Below are 22,028 nucleotides of genomic sequence, written 5' to 3' on the forward strand. Positions count from 1 at the left end.
CCCAACACGTTCAACCAACGAAAAAGGAAACTAACTGTGAGCAAGAAAGTACGCCTCGGCATCATCGGCCTGGGCCAGCAAGGCGGCGCCTACGCCAAGTTCATCACCGACGGACTGGTTCCGAACATGGAGATCGGCGCCATCTGCGACATCGATCCGGCCAAGAAGACCGTTGCCTCGGAGACCTACCCCGGCGTCCCCTTCTACGAGGATTACATCGCCATGCTGGAAAGCGGCGACGTTGACGCGGTGGTGACCTGTGTCCCGCACTTCCTGCACCCCGAGATGGGCATTGAAACCCTCAAGCGCAATGTTCATGCCCTTGTGGAGAAGCCGGCCGGCGTCTACACCAAGCAGGTCAAGGAACTGAATGAGTTTGCCGCGGGCAAGCCGGAACTGTCCTTCGCCATCATGTTCAATCAGCGCAACAACCCGCTGTACCAGAAGCTCAAAGAGATCGTGGAAAACGGCGAGATCGGCAAGATCCGCCGGACCAACTGGATCATCACCACCTGGTGGCGGCCGCAGGGCTATTACAACTCCAGCGAATGGCGTGCAACGTGGGGCGGCGAGGGCGGCGGCGTCCTGGTCAACCAGGCTCCGCACCAGCTGGACCTGTGGCAGTGGATCTGTGGCGTGCCGAAGTCGGTGTACGCGAAGGTTGCGTTCGGCTTCAGGCGCGACATCGCCGTCGAGGATGAAGTGACGGCAGTTGTTGATTACGGTGACGGCGCAACCGGTGTATTCGTCACTGCCACGCACGATCTGACCGGCACCGACCGCTTCGAAATCCTGGGCGACCAGGGCAAAATCGTGGTCGAAAACAGCAAGACCGCCACCGTGACCCGCCTGCACAAGCCCGAGCGCGAGCTCAGCGAAGGCATGGACATGGACGACGTCCGCAAGCTCTTTATGGGCGAGCTGAACCCGGCGGAGTACTACACCTCCGAGGTCATCGAATTCGAGTCCGCGTGGGGCGCCCAGCACTCCGGCGTCCTGGAGAACTTTGCCGCCAACATCCTGGACGGGACGCCGCTGCTCGCGCCCGGCTCGGACGGGATCAACGGCGTGCGCCTGGCCAACGCCATCCACCTTTCGGCCTGGACCGGCAAGGAAGTCGGGCTGGACTTCAACGAAGACGAGTTCCTCGCCGAGCTCAACAAGCGCATCGCCGAAGAAGGCAAGTTCCCCGCGCGTTCGTAGCCGGGTGCGGGGCCGGCGGGCAACCGCTGGCCAACTTTGCCCAACTGGGTCGCAGTTAATGTCGTTATGGGCGTCCAAAACGACATTAACTGCGACCTACTTGGGTGGTTTCCTCGTTAGGATGGGGCGGTGACTGAACCCAAGACGCCGGACGCCGCCAGACCCGCGGGGCCGGTCAAGAAGCACGGCCGGGACGGAAAATCCAACGCGACCATCTACGACATCGCCAGGGTTGCCGGCGTCAACGCCTCCACGGTCTCCCGGGCGCTTAGCAAGCCCGGCCGGGTCAGTCCCAAAACCCAGAAACTCATCGAAGACGCGGCTGCCGAACTGAACTATCAGGTCAATCCGTTTGCCCGTGCGCTCCCCACGGGCAAGACCAACACCTTTGGCCTGATCGTCGCGGACATCACCAACCCGACGTTCTTTGACATCATCCGCGGCGCCGAGACCACGGCGACGGACCGTGACTACACCTTGGTCTTGGCGGAGTCCGCGGAGTCCGCCGCCACTGAACTCACTGCGGCCCGCCGCCTGATGGCAACGGTGGACGGCCTCATCCTGGCGAGCCCGCGCATGGACGACGACAACATCCGCGCCCTGGCCCAGGACAAACCCGTGGTGGTGATCAACCGCGAAGTGGCGGGTGTGCCCTGTGTGGTGCCGGACGTCCACAAGGGGATCAGCGAGGCGGTGCGAAGCCTGGCCGGCCACGGCCATCACAAGGTCGCCTATGTGGCAGGGCCGCCCGAATCCTGGATGTCCGAACGGCGCTGGGAGGGTGTGCAGGCAGCCTGCGACTGGTCCGGGCTTGAGGCCGTGCGCCTCGAGTCCAGCAAACCAACGGTCGACGGCGGCCGGCAGGTGGCGCGTGATATCCGCGCCAGCGGTGCCACGGCAGTGCTGACCTACAACGATCTCCTGGCCATTGGGCTGATGCAGGAGCTCCAGGCGGCGGGCATCACCGTGCCCGACCAGATCAGCATCGTGGGATTCGATGACATTTTCGGCGCGGACTTCACCACCCCGCCCCTTACCACCGTGCGTTCTCCGCTGGGGGAGTGCGGTGCCGGGGCAGCCACACGCCTCCTGGACCTCCTCCACGGGACCGGGGAACCGGCAGGCACACTGAGCGTGGAGACTGAACTGGTGCTGCGGGGTTCCAGCGGCAGGATTCTGCCCGCCAAGTAGGCCCGGGGCGGCCGGTTGCAACATTTTGGCAAATCATGGCAACCGGTTGACAAAACGGTGAGCCGAGCCGATTATTGACGTATGTCACAGTCGATTGCTGCCAACCCAGACAGGCTCCTGCCCGCCGACCCAGGAACGCGCAGCATTGCGCGCGACCTCCTGCAGCGCGTCCAGGACCTCCCCATCATCTCTCCGCACGGGCACGTTGACGCTGCTGTCATCGAGCACAACACGCCGTTCCCTGATCCGGCGGCGCTGCTGGTCAGCCCGGACCACTACGTCACCCGGCTCATCCACGCCAGCGGCGTTACCCTGGACAAGCTTCGCGCCGGCGGTGCCACCACCCCCGAATCGCGCGATATCTGGCGCACCTTCGTCGAGGCGTGGCCGCTCTTCGAGGGCACCGCCTCCGGCTACTGGCTGCGCACCCAGTTCGACAGCGTGTTCAAGCTCGGTGCCGATCTTGGTGACATGTCCGCCGATGCCAGCTACGACGCCATCGCGGCCAAGCTCGTCGAGCCGGGATTCCGTCCGCGCCAGCTCTTCAAGGACTTCAACATCGAGGTCCTGGCCACCACGGACGATCCCCTTGACGACCTCGCCAGCCACAAGGCAATCGCCGAGGACCCCACGTTCGACGGCCGGGTCCTGCCGACCTTCCGCCCGGACCAGTACCTGAACATTGCCCATCCCACCTGGAGCGCCAATGTTGACCGGCTCATCGAGGCCGCAGGTGACGGTGCCAGCGGATACGGGGCCTACATCACGGCCCTCGAAAACCGCCGCCGCTACTTCGTGGAGCACGGCGCAGTCTCCGCAGACCACGGCGTGGCCACCCCGGCCACGCTGAAGCTGGACCGCGCCGAAGCCGAGCGGATCTTCGAGCTCGCCCGCGCCGGCAAGGCCACAGCCGCGGACCGCAACACCTTCGAAGCCCACATGATGTACCAGATGGGCCGCATGTCCGTAGAGGACGGGCTGGTCATGACCATCCACCCGGGGTCCTTCCGCAACCACCACACGCCCACGTTCGAGGCATACGGCGCCGACACGGGCCACGACATTCCGTTCGCCGTGAACTACACCGAAGGCGTCCGCGATCTGCTGCAGGACTTCGGCACCGCCAAGGATTTCCACCTGGTCCTGTTCACCATGGACGAAACCGTCTTCTCCCGCGAACTGGCACCGCTGGCCGGGTTCTACCCGTCCGTCTACCTTGGCGCGCCCTGGTGGTTCCTTGACGCTCCGGATGCGATGCTTCGTTTCCGCTCCGCCGTCACCGAGACCACCGGGTTCTCCCGCTCGTCCGGCTTCATCGACGACACCCGCGCCTTCTGCTCCATCCCGGCCCGCCACGATGCGTCCCGCCGGATCGAGGCCTCCTTCCTGGCCCGCCTGGTGGCAGAGCACCGTGTCAGTGAAGAACGTGCCCACGAACTCATCGTGGACCTCGTCGATTCGTCCCCGCGAAGGGTTTTCAAACTGTGACTACCGACCAGACAAACGCCGCCGACGCCGCTGCTGCCGCACTGCCCCGGCTGAACCGCACCCTGCACGCGGCCTCGAAGCCGCCGGTCCGGATCGTGCACCTCGGACTGGGGGCCTTTCACCGCTCGCACCAGGCCTGGTACACCAGCCAGGCAAGCGACGCAGCGGACTGGGGCATTGCGGCCTTCACCGGACGCCGCCCGGACGCCGCGGTGGCACTCGCCGAGCAGGACGGGCTCTTCACGCTCGTCGAACGCGCTGACAGCGGCGACTCCTTCGCCGTCGTCGGAAGCATTGTCGAAGCGGTGGACGGCGCAGACGTGCAGCGGCTCGCGGAACTCGTGGCAGCGCCGGCAACCGCCATGGTGACGCTGACCGTCACCGAAGCCGCGTACCGGCTGGGTGCCGACGGGCAGCTCGATACCAACGCGTCCGACGTCGCCGCGGACCTTGCGCTGCTGTCTTCCGGCAGCGGAAACCCGTCGACGCCGCTGGGCCGTCTGGTCTTCGGCCTCGCCGCCCGCCGGGCAGCCGGAGCCGGGCCAATCGCCGTCGTCTGCTGCGACAACCTCGCCAACAACGGCACCGTAGCGCGCAACGCTGTGACGGGCCTGGCGCAGGCCTGGGACGCGGACCTCGCCGCCTGGGTGGAAGCGAACGTCAGCTTTGTCAGCACGTCAGTGGACCGCATCACGCCCCGCACCACGGAAGCGGACATTGCCGCCGTCGAGTCCGCCTGCGGGTACCGGGACAACTCGCCGGTTGTTGCTGAACCCTTCACCAACTGGGTGCTCAGCGGCGACTTCCCCGCCGGCCGTCCCCGGTGGGAAGATGCCGGGGCGGTCTTCGTTGACCACATCGAGCCGTTCGAGAACCGCAAACTGTGGCTCCTGAACGGCGCGCACTCCCTGCTGGCGTACGCCGGCCAGCTCCGCGGCCACACCACGGTGGCCGAGGCTCTTGCGGACCCGGAATGCCGAAAAGCCGTCGAAAGCTTCTGGGACGAGGCCGAAGCCAACCTGTCCGGTGCAGCCGCCGGCGGGGCCGACCTGCAGATCCCGGCGTACCGGGAGGCCCTGCTGGCCCGCTTCAGCAACGCGCGCATCGCCCACCACCTGGCGCAGATTGCCATGGACGGCAGCACCAAACTGCGCATGCGCGCCGTGCCGGTCCTGCAGGCTGAACGTGCCCAGGGCAGGACCGGAAACGCTGCCGCACGGATGATCGCGGCCTGGATTGATTTCGGCGCAAGCGCGGACAATTTCCACGATCCGCTCGCAGCCGAAGTGGCTGAAGCGAACAAGCTGGCGGGCCGCGAACGCGTCCAGGCACTGCTGGAGCTGGTTGATCCTGCCCTGGCGGCCGATGACGGTGTAGTGGATCTTGTTGCCAGCCTGAGCGGTTCATTCACGGCAGGACCGTAGCGAACCACTAAGACGGATCAAGTACAACAGCACTGCCCGGTCCGGGTTTCCGGACCGGGCAGCGCTGTTTTCCCTGACCTGCAGTTTCATTAAGTTTCAACAGAAATTATTGGCAACCGCTTGCCATTTTATTGCCAAGTGACTAGGATTACAGCAACGACTTACCACCGGCGGCACACCCGTCCGGATGTGGATTTGCCGGTTAGGCATAGCCCAAGGGTTCACAGCTGCATAGCATTTCAATAGTTAGCCGGCCCCCATGGCGGCAAGGGTAAAGGAGCCCAATCATGAAAAAGCTAAACAAGCTCAGCATCATCGGCTATGGCGCCGGCGATGCCGCTAACAACCTCGCTTTTACAACCGCCACCATGTTCCTCCTGGTGTATTACACGGACGTCGCCGGCATCTCCGCTGCGGCCGCCGGGACCCTGCTGCTCGTGGTCAGGTTGTTTGACGCCTTCGCGGACGTCTTCGCCGGCCGGCTCGTGGACCGGACCTACAGCAAGCGCTTCGGCAAGTTCCGCCCCTTCATCATGTTCGGCTCCATCCCGCTGCTCCTGCTGAGCGTGGCAACGTTCTCCGTGCCGCAGCTCGGTGAATCCGGCACGCTGCTGTATGCCTACGTCACCTACGCCGCCCTGGGCCTGGCCTACAGCCTCGTGAACATTCCGTACGGCTCGCTGGCCGGCGCCATGACACAGGATCCGGGGGAGCGCGCCAAGCTGGGCTCGGCCCGCATGATCGGCGGCCTGCTGGTGGGCTCGGCCCTTGGCATCTTCGTGGCACCGCTCATCAAGCCCGGCGCAGACCTGCAGTCAACCTTCACCACCATCACCCTGGTGTTTGTCGTGATCGGCGCAGGCCTCTACTTCTTCACCGTCCTGACCGCCAAGGAACGCGTCCACCGCGCCGTCCCGAACGTTTCCGTCAAGCAAAGCATCGAAACCCTCAAGGGCAACAAGCCGCTCCTGATGCTGTGCGTTAGCTCCTTCTTCTTCCTTTCCGGCTACCTGGCACTGACCTCCGTGCAGCTGTACTACCTGCGCGACGTCCTCGGCCGGCTGGACCTTTACCCCGTGCTGTCCATCATCCAGCTGGTCCTGACGTTCGCACTGGCAGCGGTTATGCCCAAACTGGTCCGCAGCATTGGCAAGAAGAACATCTACATCTACTCTTCCCTGGTCACTGTGGCCGGCGGTGTGGTGATCTTCCTTACCCCCGCAAGCATGGTCATGGTGGGCTTCGGCGGCCTTGTCCTTAGCCTCGTGGGTGTCCTGGCGATGAGCATCGTGGTGTGGGCCCTCGAAGCCGACACCGTGGAATATGGGGAATGGAAGACCGGAGTCCGGACCGAGGGCATCACCTACGCTCTCTTCTCCTTCACCCGCAAGTCCGGCCAGGCTGTTGGCGGGGCCCTTGCCGCCTATGCACTCGCCCTCGGCGGTTACAAATCCGGTGGAGTGGCCCAGACCCCGGAAGCCATCTTCGGTATCCAGATCGCAGCGGGTGCGCTCCCGGCCATCCTGACTTTCCTTGCAGTCCTGGTGATGACCAAGTACACGCTGACCGATGTCAAGCATGCGGAAATCCTCAAGGAAATTCAGGAACGCCGAACCAAGACGGCACACCCGGGCCCGGTTGACGCCGGCAACGCCGCCGAAGAGACCACTCCTGCAACCACCCCCGCCGCCGGCAGCACCTCCGCCGCCGCCAGCGGGCCTGCTGACACCAGCAAGCCCGCAGGCCAATAATTCATAGCTCCACCACCTGACCTGAAGTTCCCGAAAGGATCTGCCGTGAAAATCATTGCCGCTGAAGTGTTCGTGACCAGCCCGTCCCGTAACTTTGTGACCCTGCGCATCACTACGGACGACGGAGTCACCGGCATCGGTGACGCCACGCTCAACGGCCGCGAACTGGCTGTTGCCGCCTACCTCAAGGAGCATGTTGCACAGCTGCTGATCGGCAAGGATCCGCACAAGATCGAGGACACCTGGCAGTTCCTGTACCGCAGCTCGTACTGGCGCCGCGGCCCCGTCACCATGGCGGCCATCGCCGCCGTGGACATGGCTCTCTGGGACATCAAGGGCAAGATGGCCAACATGCCGGTCTACCAGCTCATGGGCGGCGCTTCCCGCAACGGCCTCCGTGCCTACGGCCACGCTTCCGGCGCGGACATCGAATCGCTGTTCGATTCCGTCCGCGAACACCTGGAACTGGGCTACAAGTCGGTCCGCATCCAGACCGCCGTCCCGGGCATCAAGGCCGTTTACGGTGTGGCCGCCCAAGCCCAGGCCTCCGGTGAGCGGTATGACTATGAGCCTGCCGGCCGCGGCGCTTTCCCCGTGGAAGAGGACTGGGACACCCGCGCCTACCTCCGCCACCTGCCCACCGTGTTCGAAGCCGTGCGCAACGAGTTCGGCCCCGAGCTGCCGCTGCTCCACGACGGCCACCACCGCATGACCCCCATCCAGGCCGCCAAGCTCGGCAAGGCCCTGGAACCGTACGACCTCTTCTGGCTCGAGGACTGCACCCCGGCCGAAAACCAGGAGGCCCTGCGCCTGGTCCGCCAGCACACCACCACCCCGCTGGCCATCGGTGAAATCTTCAACACCGTGTACGACTACCAGACCATCATCAAGGAACAGCTGATCGACTACGTCCGCGCAGCCTCCACCCACTTCGGCGGCATCTCCCCGCTGAAGAAGGTCATGGACTTCGCCGCCCAGTACCAGATCAAGTCCGGCTTCCACGGCCCCACCGATATCTCCCCGGTGGGCTTCGCCGCCCAGCTGCACGTGGGCCTGGCCATCCACAACTACGGCATCCAAGAATACATGCAGCACTCCGACAAGACCAACGAGGTCTTCGAGCAGTCCATGACCTTCGTGGACGGCTACCTGCACCCGGGCGACAAGCCCGGTATCGGCGTCGAATTCAACGAAGAGGCTGCCGCTGCGTACCCATACCAGCAGGCTTACCTGCCGTACAACCGCCTGGTAGACGGCACTGTCCATGACTGGTAAGGAACCGCTGGTGATCAGCCAAACTGCCTCCTCAAGCACGGGGCCGCGCGTCATCGTGATGGGCGTGTCCGGCTGCGGCAAGACCACCATCGGTGACCTCGTGGCCCGCGAACTCCGTGTGCCGTTCCTCGACGCCGATTCCCTCCATCCCGTGGAGAACGTCGCCAAGATGGCAGCGGGCATCCCGCTGACGGACGAGGACCGCTGGCCGTGGCTCGCCACGGTGGGTTCGAAACTGTCAGCGGCCGGAAACGGCGGCCTTGTCCTGGCCTGCTCCGCCCTGCGCCGCAGCTACCGGGACGCCATCCGCGCCCAGGCGCCGGACACCATCTTCCTGCACCTGCACGGCAGCAAGGAGGTGCTCGGGTCACGGCTGGAAGGCCGTTCCGGTCACTTCATGCCCGCAGCGCTGCTGGAATCCCAGCTGGCCACCCTCGAACCGCTCGAAGCGGACGAGAAGGGCGTTGTGGTGGACATCGCGGGCCCGGTTGCCCAGGTAATGGTGGATGCGCTGGCGGGCATCGCCAATGCAGTGAAGGCCGACGGCGGAACACTGTTGGGTGCCTCAGCGGGCGGTGCTTCCGGTACCGGTGCTTCCGGCGCCGCGGGCACCCAGGGCCGCCAGTTCGACGTCGACCTTAAGGCCGCGCCGTTCAACCTCGATGACGCGGCGGTCGACTGGGTGAATTCCACCCTGGAGTCCATGACGCTTGAGGAGAAGATCGGCCAGCTCTTCATCAACCACAACAACGACTACTCCCCGGAGTACCTCGACGGTGTGCTGGAGAACTACCACGTGGGCGGCATGCGGTACCGTCCGGGCCCGTCGGGCGCCGTCCAGGAGCACATCCGGTACGCACAGTCCAAGACCAAGGTGCCGCTGCTGATCGCATCCAACCCGGAAATGGGCGGCGCGGGAAGCTGCGACGACGGCACGTTTGTGTCCACCCACCTGCAGGCCGGGTCCCACCCGGACAAGGCCATCGCACGCCAGATGGGCCAGGTTGCCGGCGTCGAAACGGCTGCGCTGGGCTGTAACTGGGCTTTTGCGCCGATCGTGGACATCCACTACAACTGGCGGAACACGGTCATCTCCACCCGTTCCTTCGGCAACACCCCGGAGGTCGTGGTGGAGCGCGCCAAGGAGTACTTCGACGGCATCAGCGAGTCCCCGACCGTCTGCGCCATGAAGCACTTCCCGGGCGACGGCCTGGACGAGCGCGACCAGCACGTGGTCACGTCGTACAACACCTTCGGTTACGACCAGTGGAACAAAACGTACGGCCACGTGTACCGCGAAATGATCGGGCACGGTGTGCAGTCGATCATGATCGGCCACATCGGAGCGCCGGAACTGTCCCGGCACTTCCGTCCGGGCCTGGCCGACGCGGACATCAAGCCCGCCACGCTGGCTCCCGAACTGCTGCAGGACCTGCTGCGCGGCGAGCTGGGCTTCAACGGGCTCATCCTCACGGACGCCTCGCAGATGATCGGGCTGACCCAGGCCATGAAGCGCAAGGACCTGGTCCCTGCCACCATCGCCGCCGGTTGCGACATGTTCCTGTTCTTCCGCAACGCTGACGAGGACTTCGCGTACATGCTGGACGGCTACAAGTCCGGCGTCATCACGGAACAGCGCCTGCATGATGCCCTGCGCCGCATCCTGGCGCTGAAGGCATCGCTGGGCCTGCACCTGAAGGCGCGCGAGGAGCTGGTTCCGGCCACCGACGCACTGGCCAGGATCGGCAGCGCAGAGCACCGGGCCATTGCCGCCGGGATCGCCGACAAGACGGTCACGCTGGTCAAGGACACGCAGCACAACCTGCCCATCACGCCGCAGACGCACAAACGGATCCGCCTGTACGGCATTTCCGGCGGCTCGGACTTCACGATGGCCGATCCGCTGGCCTACCTGGACGTGGTGGCTGAGGAGCTGGAACGGGCCGGCTTTGAGGTGCACGTTTTCAAGACCGCTGCGCAGCGCAAGGCAGCCGGGGAAGAGGGCGTGAACTTCATGACCGTCATCTCGGAAGAGGGGATCGGCGACTACGCGGACAAGTACGACGCCGCGTTTGTGTTCGCCAACGTCAAGGGCTTTGCGCAGGAAGCGGCGATCCGGATCAAGTGGTCCACGCCGATGGCTGCGGAAATACCCTGGTACGTCACCGAGGTACCCACGGTGTTCGTATCGCTGAACCAGCCCAACCACCTCATTGACGTGCCGATGGTCAAGACCGCCATCCACGCCCATGCGGGATCAGTGGAGGCCATCCGGGCCACCATCGAGAAGATCATGGGCAAGTCGGAGTTCCAGGGGACGTTCAACGAGAACGTCTTCTGCGACTCCTTCGACACCCGGCTCTAATAAGCTCCGGACACGCTTACCGCGCCGGGACGCACAAGCGGCCTGGGGATACCCGAATCCGGGTGTCCCCAGGCCGTTTCCGCTTCCCGGGGCCGTTGGCGCGTCCACGGCTGCAGCGTAGCGTTAGGGCATGGAGCGAACGGGGTGCGCAGTTGCGGGCGGAGGGCCTGCGGGCATGATGCTGGGGCTGCTGCTGGCCCGGGCGGGCGTGAACGTCACGGTCCTCGAAAAGCACAGCGATTTCCTGCGGGATTTCCGCGGCGACACCGTGCACGCCTCCACCATCCGGCTGATCGACGAACTGGGCCTGGGTGACGCTTTCCGTGCACTGCCCCAGAGCCGGCTGACCAACGTCGCCTTCCCCATCCCCGGCGCCGGCCTGGTCACGTTCGGTGATTTCGCCTCGTTGAAGCCCCCGTACAACTACATCGCCATGATGCCGCAGTGGGACTTCCTGAACTTCCTGGCTTCTGAGGCCGCCCGGGAACCCTCGTTTACGCTCCTGATGGAGCATGAAGCAACGTCCTTAATGTTCGACGACGGCGGCCGGGTCGCCGGTGTCCGCTACCGGACGCGGGCCGGTGGCGAAGGCGCACTCCGCGCAGACCTCGTGGTGGCCACGGACGGGCGCCACTCGGTCCTCCGAAGGGCCGCAGGCCTGCAGCCGAAGGAATACCCGGTTCCCTTCGACACGTGGTGGTTCAAACTTCCGCGGCATCCTTCGGAAAAGGGTGCCGTGGCGGGCATCGTCCCCGCCTTCCGGGACGGGGAAGCGATGATCGCACTCTTCCGTGACGACTACTACCAAATGGGCTACCTCGGTCCAAAGGGAGAGGATGCGCGGATCCGCGCTGAAGGGGTGGAACGGTTCAGGGAGCGGGTGGCCGGCCTGCGCCCGGACCTGGCGGACCGTGTGGACGCCATCCGCTCCATCGATGACCTCCACTGGCTGGATGTCCGGCTGGACCGGCTGCGGCGCTGGTATGTGGAGGGGCTGTTGTGCATCGGGGACGCCGCCCATGCGATGTCTCCCGCGGGCGGGGTGGGCATCAACCTCGCTATCCAGGATGCGGTGGCGGCGGCGGCCCGGCTGGCTCCGGCACTTCTCCGGGGGCAGGTGGCAGTGAAGGACCTGGCCGCGGTGGAACGCAGGCGCAGGATGCCCACCGTTGTTGTCCAGACCGTGCAGCGCATCATGCACCGGGCAGTGTTCGTCCCGTTGTTCGCCGGAAGGAGGTCCGGGCCGCCGCCGGTCCTGCTGTTCATAGTCCGGCATGCCCCCATTGTCCGGCGGCTTATGCCGCGGCTCATCGCCTTCGGGCCACGGCCGGAGCACGCGCCCGCCTTCGCCCGCCGTGTGCCGCGGGAAGCTGCCTAACCTGCCGTTGGGGGGCGCGCCGTCACACATCCGGGAGCCACTAAACTGGAGCCCATGACTTCTCCCAGTGACCTTGCAGCCAACGCCGCTGCCGATCGTGCCCGCCTGCTGGAACTCATTAAGGAACTCGCCGTTGTCCGCGGCAAGGTGATCCTCTCCAGCGGTGCGGAGGCTGATTACTACATCGACCTGCGCCGTATCACCCTGCATCACGAGGCCTCCAAACTGGTGGGTAGGGTCATGCTGGCCCTCGCGGACGACGCCGGGATTGACTTTGAGTGCGCAGGTGGCCTGACCATGGGCGCCGACCCCGTGGGCACCGCCGTTATGCACGCTGCGGTTGATGCCAGCCGCCCCGTGGATGCTTTTGTGGTCCGCAAGGCCCAGAAGTCCTACGGCATGGGCCGCCAGGTTGAAGGGCCTTCTGTTGAAGGCCGCAAGGTCCTGGTGCTGGAAGATACGTCCACCACCGGTGGCTCAGCGCTGACGGCCGTTGAGGGCGTCCGCAAGGCCGGCGGCAACGTGGTGGCCGTGGCCGTCATCGTGGACCGCGATACCGGGGCCAAGGAAAAGATCGAAGCCGAAACGGGCGTGCCCTACCTGTTCGCGTTCGGCAAGGATGAGCTGGGCCTCTCCTAACATCCCGGGGCAGCAACCGGACCGAGCAACACGGCATGGCGGGCAAGGCCGGTATAATTTCCTCAGGCCTTTTCGCACCAATGGGAGAACGCACGCCATGCTGCCCTCAGAATCACCGCTGAACACCACCGCCCACATCCAGAACCTCATCCTGGACAGCCTGGACTTTGAGGAGTTCCTCAACGAGCTGGCGAGGTTTTCGGCGCATCAGATGGCAGGTGACGGTGACGACGCCCTGTGCGGGATCACCCTTCTGCGCGACCGCAAGGCTGCCACCATCGGCTGGAGCAGTGACGATGCCCGTGAAGTGGACGAAATCCAGTACTCGCTCTCGCAGGGCCCCTGCCTGACGGCGGCGGAGGAACAGTGCGAAGTCAACGTTCCGGACCTGTTCGAGGAGGACCGGTGGGGGCCGGCCTACGCTGATGCCGTGGCGTCCCATGGGCTGCGTTCTGTCCTGTCGCTGCCCTTTAACCTCCAGGGCGAGGCACGGGCGGCACTCAACCTGTACTCGGATGTGCCGAACAAATTTGACGAGCGGGCCGCGGCCAAGGCCCGCGGTTTCACCAGGGAGATTTCCCAGGCGCTGCGGCTGGCCGTCAGGTTCGCCCTGCATAGCGATAACGCCACGAACCTCCGTGCCACGCTGGAGTCCCGCACCATCATCGACATTGCGATTGGCGTGGTGATGGCGCAAAACCGTTGCAGCCAGGACGCAGCCGTGGAGATCCTGACGGACGCCTCAAGCAACAGCAACACGAAACTGCGCGATATTGCCAAGGCGCTGGTGGACTCCGTGGGAGGTGCGGGCACCCGCACCCATTACCAGCAGCCCGGACAGGCGCAGGCGGGCTGACGCCCAGGGCCCGGTCCGTTTGTGCCGGTCCCATCCGGAGGCTAAGCTTGCCGAGGTTGAGCCGTCGGCCATAGACACCCCTTGATTTGGAGTACCTATGGACCACCCTTTTAACGCCGACACCAGCTTAAATGCCAGCACCAGCCATGACGGGCTGACAAACACCGTCCGGATCAACGTCCTCGGGAACCTCAGCCAGGCGTCCCGCCCGTCCCTGGTCCACATGATCCACGACCTCCGCAGCAGGGGCGTCCAGTCCCACGTCAACGTGGACCTGTCCCGGGCCTCCCTGGTGGAATCGGCCGCGTTGGCCGGGCTCCGCGAGGACCTGAACGCCATGGAGGGCGCAGTCGGAACCGCGGGAGGCGGCGTCTCGCTGGTGCTCACAATGGACGAGGCCGCGTGGCAGAGCGGTGACAGCGAAGAGGCCAGCCAGCCGTCCCTCGTGGCGCTGCCCGGCCGCCCTTTGGAGGAATACTCCGACGACGAGCTCTTTGCGGCCAGCGACACTGTCTTTTCCCTTCTTGATGATCCCGGGACGGTCCGCGGTTCGGACCTGCTGGGCCGCTACAACGACATTGGCCAGGAAATTGTCCGGCGGACTCCGCTCAGTGAGCTGCTGGACCCGTCGTTCGTGAACCCGCCGGCGGAGAACCAGTCGGTCAGCTGACGCGGCTCCGCTTGCGGGGGCGGCTTCCCATATGGCTACGGTAGAGACGTGCCGTACAGAGAGGAAGCAGAACCGCTGGAACAGCCAGAGCAGCCCGGAATCCACCAAGCCCGGCTGCTGTCGCAAGCGGCTGCCCTCAAGCGTTTTTCACGCCGCGGATTCCTGGCCGGGACAGGTGCCTCCGCCGTACTTGCCGCGGACATGCTCTTCACCCGGTATGTCCAGGCCGAGCGGCAGGTCAACAGGATCCTGCAGGTCCCGGACGACTTCGCAGACGCCTACTATCCCAACGCCAGCTGGTTCCTGTTCCCGGGCTACAAGACCAGCTGGGAAGAGGCACAGTGGATCCTGAACGCCCTGCGCGGTGCGCTGAACAAGCGGGGCCAGCTTGCCGCCGTCGGGTATTCCAATCAGGGACTGGACATCGACCAGGTGGTAATCGCCGTCATCGAGCACGTCCGTGCGAAGAAGCTCACCAAGCTCTACTTCTACGGCCACAGCTTCGGCGGCATGGTTGCCACCCAGGTGGCGGCGCGGCTTCGCGAATTCCACGGCGTGGAGGTGGACTTCATCCTGCTCGATTCGAGTCCTTACAGCCGGAGCGACGTGCTGGATGAGAGCTGGTTCGACGGCGTGGTGTTCCTTTATGAGCGCGGCTTCCGGGTGCCCTCGGTGCTGCGCGGCAGCTATGAACTGGGGGAGCGGGTCATCCACAAGGATGAGCGGACCTGGCGCCAGATCTTCGACCAGACCATGGAACAGCTCTCGCCGATTGCACCCTCCAGCGTGCTGATCCAGTCGGAGTCGGCGTACATCTACCACTTCGACGGAAACCGCTTTGTGGACCAGCTGGGCAGCACCCGCATGGCCTACATCGGCAACCCCAGGGACCGCACGGTGCAGTACCAGACGGCCCGCGACGCATGGTCGGCCGCGTTCGGCCCGCACATGGTGTCCATGGACCGGCAGACCGAAGGAGCCCTCCCGGCCCACGCGAGTCCGGGCTGGAGTCCCCTGGTGTACCGGCCCATCGTGGAGGGCCTGATGGACGACTTCTTCCCGCTGCCCCGCGGCGGCTCGAAAGTGAGCGTCTTCTAGATCTGGTTCTTCAGGTCCGCCACGGAATTCAGGACCTGGTTTGGCCGGAACGGGTAGGCGGCAATGTCATTGCGCTGGGTGATGCCGGTGAGCACCAGGACAGTGTGCAAGCCGGCCTCCATGCCCGCAATGATGTCCGTGTCCATCCGGTCCCCGATCATGGCCGTGGTTTCGGAATGGGCATCGATCTGGTTCATTGCTGACCGGAACATCATGGGATTCGGTTTGCCTACGATGTAGGGTTCCCGGCCGGTGGCCTTGGTGATCAGCGCCGCGATGGCCCCCGTGGCAGGCATGGGGCCGTCTTTGGACGGGCCGGTGGCGTCCGGGTTGGTGGCGATAAAGCGGGCGCCGGCCAGGATCAGCCGGATGGCCATGGTGATGGCCTCAAAGGAATAGGTGCGCGTTTCGCCGAGCACCACAAAGTCCGGGTCCTGGTCGGTGAGGATAAAGCCCGCCTCGTGCAGCGCCGTCGTCAGCCCTGCCTCCCCGATGGTGTAGGCGCGGTTTCCTGAGCCGGACCCCCGCACCTGGTCTTTGAGGAACTGGGCGGTGGCCAGGGCGGAGGTCCAGATGTTCTCCTCGGGGATCTCCAGGCCGGAGGCACGCAGCCGGGCCGCCAGGTCGCGGGGAGTGAAGATGGAGTTGTTGGTCAGCACCAGGAAGCGCTTGGACGTATCCACCCAGCGCTGGATCAGCTCGGCGGCCCCCGGGACGGCCTGGTTTTCGTGCACCAGGACGCCGTCCATGTCTGTCAGCCAGCATTCGATCTCCTGGCCGCTGCGGTAAACCGCCGGATTTCCTACTACCTGGTCTGCTTTTGCCACGTCAACCTCCACAAGAAGTGCCTGTTTTCCTGGTCCAGTCTGTCATTCTTTGGGTCCGGCACCTGAGAGGGCGGAGGCGCCATATCGGTGGCGGCCGGGTGAGGCAGGCGCACCGGGCCACCTCGCCTGTCGGCTAGGCTCGTTGCTGGTACCACGGTGCCCATCGGCTGCGGATCGGGGGATGGCCGCGGTGGTTTGTTCGTGCCGGCCTGCGCCGGCTGGTCCCCGTCATCGGAAAACACCGGGTGCCGCGCGAACCGCGGATGCCCGCCAGCACCTGAGAGGGACCGCCATGAGCAACAACTTCAGCGCGCCGCCGCCGCCACACAGGGATGCAGCGGGCAACCCGCTGCCTCCGGAGCAGGGCCTGCAAAACTGGCAGAATCCGCAGCCCCCGCACAGCAAAAAGAACCTGTTCATCGTCCTCGGCAGTATTGCCGCCGCGGTGATCGTTGCCCTCGTCGCCGTCTTCGTATGGGTGATTCCCACTTTCGCCACACCGCGGGGTGCGGACGATCCCGCTCCCGTGCCAACGTCCGGCGCAGCGGAGGAAAGCGCTGCTCCGGAAGATTCAACGCCGGAGGATGCGGCGCCGTCGGACGCTGCCGCATCGGAGGAGGTGCCCGCCGGGGCCTTCGCACTCCCGCCCGGCTGGGCCGATCTGCAGGGGCCCGCGAACATTCCTGCCGAAGGTGACCCGCTGTTCAGCCGCTTTGTCACCGGCGAGTCGTCCTTCCAGTACCTCGCCGCCTGGACAGGCGATGACACGTTCGGGATCACCACCGACCCCGTCTCCGGCACCCCCATGCAGCAGAAAGCACAGGGTACCGAGGAACGGGACGGGGACGGCATCGCGCTCGCATTCGCCTTCTTCGCCGAGGCCGAAGAGGGCAAACACGGCAAGGAACCCGCCAAGGTCCGGGCCGCCATCCAAGAGATTGAAGCCAAGTTCACGGCCATGCCGGCCGCCGAACTGCCGCAGCACCTCGTGGGCCACAAGTGCACCGGCAACTTCGAAACCACCACCCCGGAAATCCGCGAGTTCCGCCGGACCGAGGCGGTTGTCATCGGCTTTGCCTGCCTCAACGCCCGCGGCGAGACCATCCAGGCAGTGAACCTCTTCAGCGTCACGCCCTGGGGCACCCCGCAGATGGTGGGCGTCAGCGGACACTCGACCTACTGGAATGAAAACCCGGAACTGCTCGAGAAGATCGCCAACTCCTACCGCGCCAACCGCTGGAAGCTGGGCGGCTGACCCCGGCTAGAGTTGGAGGGTGACTGACCACCCCCAAAAGCCCCCGCTGCCCGTTCCGCCGCCTGAGGAGGAATACGCGCCAAAGCCGGAGGTCGGCGTCGGGCCCTGGGACGGCGATCTGCCCGAAGGTGACCACTGGGACCATGAACTGCTGGCGGACGGCGACCGGCGCAACGTGGTGGACCAGTACCGCTACTGGAAGCACGACGCGATCGTGGCGGACCTCGATTCCAAGCGGCACAACTTCCACATTGCCATCGAAAACTGGCAGCATGACATGAATATCGGCACGGTGGTGCGCACCGCCAACGCGTTCCTCGCCAAGGAAGTCCACATCATCGGACGACGCCGGTGGAACAGGCGCGGGGCCATGGTCACCGACCGCTACCAGCATGTCCGTCACCACCCCACCGTGGAGGACTTCGTGGCGTGGGCACAGGGCGAAGGGCTGGCCATCATCGGCATCGACATCTTCCCGGACTCTGTGCCACTGGAAACCTACGAACTGCCCAAGGACTGCGTGCTGGTGTTCGGCCAGGAGGGCCCCGGGCTCACTCCCGAAGTCCATGACGCCGCCCTGGCCACCCTGTCCATTGAGCAGTTCGGCTCCACCCGGTCCATCAACGCAGCGTCGGCGGCCGCGATCGCCATGCACGCCTGGATCCGCCGGCACGTGTTCAACCAGCACGTTTCCTAGCCGCTCTTCCGCGCGCGAGGTGACATTTCGGCGAGGCCGCAAGCGAAAGTGTTACCGGTGTGCGTGACCGGAAACACTGCGGATGCGGAGAAATGGCTAGGATGGTGGCTAGCCGTAAGAGGTCTACTCCAGGGTCACAACCCACAGACGAAAACTCAGCATAGGAGTCAGCATGCCCATTGCAACCCCAGAGATCTACTCCGAGATGATTGACCGTGCCAAGGCCGGCGGCTATGCGTTCCCGGCCGTCAATGTCACGTCCTCGCAGACGCTGAACGCCGCACTGCGCGGCTTCGCTGAGGCCGAGTCCGACGGCATTGTCCAGGTCTCCACCGGCGGTGCCGCGTACTGGTCCGGCGCCGCGACGAAGGACATGGTGGCCGGTTCGCTCGGCTTCGCCGCGTTCGCCCGCGAGGTGGCCAAGAACTACGGCGTCAACATCGCCCTGCACACGGACCACTGCCCCAAGGACAAGTTGGACGGTTTTGTCCTGCCGCTGCTGGCAGCATCGGAGGCCGAGGTCAAGGCCGGCCGGAACCCGATCTTCAACTCGCACATGTGGGACGGCTCGCACGAGCCGCTCAACGAGAACCTGAGCACCGCGCGGGAGCTGCTGGAGCGCACGGCCGCCGCGAAGATGATTCTCGAGGTTGAGATCGGGATTGTCGGGGGCGAGGAAGACGGTGTGGAGAACGCGATCAACGACAAGCTGTACACCACTGTTGAGGATGCGCTGGCCACGATTGAGGCGCTCGGTGCCGGGGAGAACGGCCGCTACATCACGGCCCTGACGTTCGGGAACGTGCACGGTGTGTACAAGCCCGGCGGGGTGAAGCTGCGTCCGGAGATCCTGAAGGACATCCAGGCCCAGGTGGGTGCGAAGCTCGGCAAGGACAGCCCGTTTGACTTGGTGTTCCACGGCGGGTCCGGGTCCTCGGACCAGGAGATCGCGGACGCCGTGTCCTACGGTGTGATCAAGATGAACATCGATACCGACACCCAGTACGCGTACACGCGTCCTGTGGTGGATCACATGTTCCGCAACTACGACGGCGTGCTGAAGGTGGACGGTGAAGTGGGCAACAAGAAGCTCTACGATCCGCGCGTCTGGGGCGCCTCCGCCGAAGCCGGACTGTCCGCCCGTGTGGTCGAAGCCACCAAGCAGCTCGGTTCCGCCGGAAAGACGTTCTAGTATGTCCGACGAGTTTCGCAAGAACCTGATGGGCCCCGAGCCCACCCTCCTTCCTGCGGAGACCGAGGTTTACCAGCACCTGGCCCTGGGCCAGGAGGCACTTGACCTGGTGGAGAAGCACCCCACCTCGTCGCTGTTGTGGGCCATCCTGGCGGAAGAGGCGTGGGCCGAAGGCCGTACCATCGATTCCTACGCCTACTCGCGCGTCGGCTACCACCGCGGGCTCGACTCGCTGCGCCGCAACGGCTGGCGCGGCGTGGGCCCCATCCCGTGGGAGCACGAACCCAACCGCGGCTTCCTGCGGGCGCTCTACTCGCTCGGCCGTGCATCAGCAGCCATCGGCGAAGCCGAGGAACCGGAGCGCATCGAGAAGTTCCTGAACGACTCGGACCCGGCCGCGAAAGCAGCCATCGAGGCCTCATAGCCTGGACAGCAAGGCGGTTAAAGTGCGACGGCGGGCGGTTACCTTTCGGAAGAAAGGTGACCGCCCGCCGTCGTCTGCGCCGGGTTAAGTCAGCTGGCAGCTTTCGCGAGGCCGGTGCGGGCCATGGCGTCTGCATAGGCGACCCGCATTTCCTCGAGGTACTGCTCCTGGCGGGCCGGTGTGCCGGCGAATGCGCGGCCGCTCAGCGAGCGGACCTTGTAAGTCTTCAGGCCGCGGCGCCAGATCATGGGGACCTCGGTCTTCAGGAGCAGGTTGGCCAGGCGGTTGGCTTCGGTGCCGTGGGCAACAATGACCGAGGCGCGGGGAACCAAAGCCAGGAACTTGAGCAGCGGCTTCAGACCGGAAGAGATCTGGTCCGGCGTGAACTTGCCGTTGAGCTCGCCCGGGGTGTGCCACGGGTGGACGTTCCACGGCATCACAAATTCCGGACGCAGGCCCAGCTTCCACTGAATGCCGAGCATGCGGGTGGCGGCGTCGTCGTCGCCGGCGGTGATGAAGCCGGACGGGTCGGCCTCGCCGATGTTGGAGTAGAGGCTGATGATGCGGCACTCGTCCACGTCGTGCATGGGGTCGACGTAGGGGACCTGGGTGTGGGGCTTGACGCTCTGCAGGGAATCGCACAGCTCGTTGACGGCGGCGACGTTGGGCTCGTAACGGCGGCTCATGAGCTGTTCACGGAAAGATTCGGGGGCCAGGGCTGTCATGAAGTGAAGTGTCTCCTGCGGGGCTCGGTGCTGCGCCAATCCGGAAAATGGGCGCGGGGAGGCGCAGCCATTCCAGGATGGTTTTGAAATGTGGTGTGGACCGATTCCTAGTCGATCTATATCAGTCTATCAAGTCCCGCAAAGCGAAACGCCGGTGTATGAATGGTTTAATCCGTATCGGCGTCAGCCGCAAACTAGTCACGGACATTGACTTAATCCGTATAGCTTGGTTGGCTGCTGTCACAGTTCGCAACAGAGATTGTGTGGCTGGTTCGCACCCTACTTGCACTCGAAAGAGGTAACGCCCCGTGAAGCAAACTCTGGCAACCTTGAAGACGCTCGCCGTTTCCGGAGCATTGGCCTTGGCGGCGGTGGCCGCGCCGGCGCCGTTGGCGAACGCCGTGGGCGAAGGGCCCAACTATGACGGCAACGGCCAGATCACCACGTCCAAACTGGCCACCTATGACCAGATGGTCACCTTCCTGCAAGACCAGGACGCCCGCCAATCCGCCATGGAACTGGAAGTGATCGGCCAGACCGTCAAAGGCCGGGATATTCATCTGGTGAAGTACCTGTCGGATCCGGCCAAGCCCACCATCCTCTATCTGACCCAGCAGCACGGCAACGAGCAACTCACCACCGAGGGTGCCCTGGAATTCGTCAAGCACCTCGGGACCGGAAAATCGGCGGACATTCTCGGCGGGGTGAACGTCCTTATCGTTCCCATGCTCAACGCCGACGGTGCGATGGGAGACGTCAACTTCCCGCTTGATGACTATCTGGCTAAGGGCGACCGCAACATGACGCGGTACAACGCCGAGGAAGTGGACCTGAACCGGGACCATGTGGCCAAGGTTCAGCCCGAGACGCAGGCGCTGCACAACAACGTGATGACCAAGTACAAGATTGACTACATGATTGACCTTCACCACCAAGGCATCAGAAGCGAGCGCGACGGGAAACTGGTCTCCGGGTCCATCCTGTACCCAACTACCCCCAACGCCGATCCCGCTGTTGTGGACAAGTCCAAACAGCTGGGTGCCGTGGTGTTCAATAACGTTGACTCCACCGGCTGGGGCCACTTGGGCAAGTACGTCGGCGGCAGCGCCGAGACAATCAGCCGCAACGGCATCGCAGTGGAGTACGGTATCGCCACCCTGCTCTTCGAAATGCGGGGCATGTCGGATCATTACCTGGATGGCTACGCCCTCGGTCTCCGCAGCAACGGTTACCTCATCAAACAGACAGTGACCACGCTGACGGCCACGGCTGCGGCCATCGCAGATGGGTCCATTGCCGACGCCGACACCTCCTTCTGGGACAGCCTGGCCACCCAAACGTCCCGGCCGGGCGAGGAAGCCGACAGCGAGTAGTGCCTGCCCGTGGTCCTTTGTCGCTCACGAAGGGCCACGGGACGCCTCCTGAATGGAGAAAGTCTGTGATCGGCTAAACTTGGGTGGTAAGAGCCCCGGAACTCTTGCGTGGCCGGCCGCCGTCGCGGTCCGGACGGGCGTTGCCTCCGGGGCATTCTCATGAACGGCGCCGCACCGGATCTGCCATTCGGTGGACA

At 64.8% G+C, this 22,028-nt stretch carries 19 protein-coding genes; 17 read left to right on the plus strand and 2 right to left on the minus strand.

Features of this window, described 5'->3' with window-relative positions:
* The first annotated feature begins 36 nt into the window (after positions 1 to 36).
* The 12 genes from IDT60_RS02355 to IDT60_RS02410 all read left to right on the plus strand — a co-directional run bounded on the left by IDT60_RS02355 (position 37) and on the right by IDT60_RS02410 (position 15,338).
* Complete coding sequence (locus IDT60_RS02355; RefSeq protein WP_191080739.1) at positions 37 to 1,203, plus strand: Gfo/Idh/MocA family protein; 1,167 nt, start codon at positions 37 to 39, stop codon at positions 1,201 to 1,203.
* A gap of 129 nt (positions 1,204 to 1,332) precedes the next feature.
* On the plus strand, positions 1,333 to 2,394 hold the full coding sequence (locus IDT60_RS02360) for a LacI family DNA-binding transcriptional regulator (RefSeq protein WP_191080740.1): 1,062 nt from the start codon (positions 1,333 to 1,335) through the stop codon (positions 2,392 to 2,394).
* A gap of 81 nt (positions 2,395 to 2,475) precedes the next feature.
* Positions 2,476 to 3,882 (plus strand): glucuronate isomerase, encoded by a 1,407-nt coding sequence (gene uxaC, locus IDT60_RS02365; protein WP_191080741.1) that lies wholly within the window; start codon positions 2,476 to 2,478, stop codon positions 3,880 to 3,882.
* Positions 3,879 to 5,306, plus strand: coding sequence for a mannitol dehydrogenase family protein (locus tag IDT60_RS02370; RefSeq protein ID WP_223883852.1), 1,428 nt, complete (start codon positions 3,879 to 3,881; stop codon positions 5,304 to 5,306). Before uxaC ends, IDT60_RS02370 begins: the two co-directional genes overlap by 4 nt.
* A 287-nt stretch (positions 5,307 to 5,593) precedes the next feature.
* A complete protein-coding gene (uidB, locus tag IDT60_RS02375; protein WP_191080742.1) occupies positions 5,594 to 7,057 on the plus strand; it encodes a glucuronide transporter in 1,464 nt (487 codons plus the stop codon).
* 45 nt (positions 7,058 to 7,102) lie between these two features.
* Positions 7,103 to 8,332 (plus strand): D-mannonate dehydratase ManD, encoded by a 1,230-nt coding sequence (manD, locus tag IDT60_RS02380; RefSeq protein WP_191080743.1) that lies wholly within the window; start codon positions 7,103 to 7,105, stop codon positions 8,330 to 8,332.
* Positions 8,333 to 8,390: 58 nt separating this feature from the next.
* The gene (locus IDT60_RS02385) at positions 8,391 to 10,697 is read left to right on the plus strand and encodes a gluconokinase, GntK/IdnK-type (protein WP_223884023.1); all 2,307 of its coding nucleotides are present in this window, start codon (positions 8,391 to 8,393) and stop codon (positions 10,695 to 10,697) included.
* Between the two features lie 130 nt (positions 10,698 to 10,827).
* Positions 10,828 to 12,075 (plus strand): FAD-dependent oxidoreductase, encoded by a 1,248-nt coding sequence (locus IDT60_RS02390; protein WP_191080745.1) that lies wholly within the window; start codon positions 10,828 to 10,830, stop codon positions 12,073 to 12,075.
* A gap of 54 nt (positions 12,076 to 12,129) precedes the next feature.
* Positions 12,130 to 12,714 carry an orotate phosphoribosyltransferase gene (gene pyrE, locus IDT60_RS02395; RefSeq protein WP_191080746.1) on the plus strand — a complete coding sequence of 195 codons (585 nt, stop codon included), beginning with the start codon at positions 12,130 to 12,132 and terminating at the stop codon, positions 12,712 to 12,714.
* Positions 12,715 to 12,811: 97 nt separating this feature from the next.
* Complete coding sequence (locus IDT60_RS02400; protein ID WP_191080747.1) at positions 12,812 to 13,570, plus strand: GAF and ANTAR domain-containing protein; 759 nt, start codon at positions 12,812 to 12,814, stop codon at positions 13,568 to 13,570.
* Positions 13,571 to 13,667: 97 nt separating this feature from the next.
* Complete coding sequence (locus IDT60_RS02405) at positions 13,668 to 14,240, plus strand: hypothetical protein (RefSeq protein ID WP_191080748.1); 573 nt, start codon at positions 13,668 to 13,670, stop codon at positions 14,238 to 14,240.
* A 48-nt stretch (positions 14,241 to 14,288) separates the two neighbouring features.
* A complete protein-coding gene (locus IDT60_RS02410; RefSeq protein ID WP_223883853.1) occupies positions 14,289 to 15,338 on the plus strand; it encodes an alpha/beta fold hydrolase in 1,050 nt (349 codons plus the stop codon).
* Here the strand turns inward: IDT60_RS02410 and IDT60_RS02415 are convergent.
* A complete protein-coding gene (locus IDT60_RS02415) occupies positions 15,335 to 16,165 on the minus strand; it encodes an HAD-IIA family hydrolase (RefSeq protein ID WP_223883854.1) in 831 nt (276 codons plus the stop codon). The two genes, IDT60_RS02410 and IDT60_RS02415, sit on opposite strands and share 4 nt — an antisense overlap.
* Before the next feature lie 292 nt (positions 16,166 to 16,457).
* Here IDT60_RS02415 and IDT60_RS02420 point away from each other — a divergent pair, with 292 nt between their 5' ends.
* From IDT60_RS02420 to IDT60_RS02435, 4 genes are all read left to right on the plus strand, one after another.
* Positions 16,458 to 17,420 (plus strand): hypothetical protein, encoded by a 963-nt coding sequence (locus tag IDT60_RS02420; protein WP_191080749.1) that lies wholly within the window; start codon positions 16,458 to 16,460, stop codon positions 17,418 to 17,420.
* 19 nt (positions 17,421 to 17,439) lie between these two features.
* Positions 17,440 to 18,117, plus strand: coding sequence for a TrmH family RNA methyltransferase (locus IDT60_RS02425; RefSeq protein ID WP_370590716.1), 678 nt, complete (start codon positions 17,440 to 17,442; stop codon positions 18,115 to 18,117).
* Positions 18,118 to 18,289: 172 nt separating this feature from the next.
* Positions 18,290 to 19,309 carry a class II fructose-bisphosphate aldolase gene (gene fbaA / locus IDT60_RS02430; protein WP_164202582.1) on the plus strand — a complete coding sequence of 340 codons (1,020 nt, stop codon included), beginning with the start codon at positions 18,290 to 18,292 and terminating at the stop codon, positions 19,307 to 19,309.
* Position 19,310: 1 nt separating this feature from the next.
* The gene (locus IDT60_RS02435) at positions 19,311 to 19,733 is read left to right on the plus strand and encodes a DUF3151 domain-containing protein (protein ID WP_191080750.1); all 423 of its coding nucleotides are present in this window, start codon (positions 19,311 to 19,313) and stop codon (positions 19,731 to 19,733) included.
* 89 nt (positions 19,734 to 19,822) lie between these two features.
* Here the strand turns inward: IDT60_RS02435 and IDT60_RS02440 are convergent, their stop codons facing one another.
* Positions 19,823 to 20,458: a uracil-DNA glycosylase gene (locus IDT60_RS02440; protein WP_164202577.1), complete on the minus strand. Its 636-nt coding sequence runs from the start codon at positions 20,456 to 20,458 to the stop codon at positions 19,823 to 19,825.
* 308 nt (positions 20,459 to 20,766) lie between these two features.
* Between IDT60_RS02440 and IDT60_RS02445 the strand changes: the two genes are divergently transcribed.
* Positions 20,767 to 21,831 carry a M14 family zinc carboxypeptidase gene (locus IDT60_RS02445; RefSeq protein WP_191080751.1) on the plus strand — a complete coding sequence of 355 codons (1,065 nt, stop codon included), beginning with the start codon at positions 20,767 to 20,769 and terminating at the stop codon, positions 21,829 to 21,831.
* The last annotated feature ends 197 nt before the right edge of the window (positions 21,832 to 22,028 follow it).

This window comes from Pseudarthrobacter sp. BIM B-2242 (assembly GCF_014764445.1).
Taxonomy (GTDB): Bacteria; Actinomycetota; Actinomycetes; order Actinomycetales; family Micrococcaceae; genus Arthrobacter; species Arthrobacter luteus_A.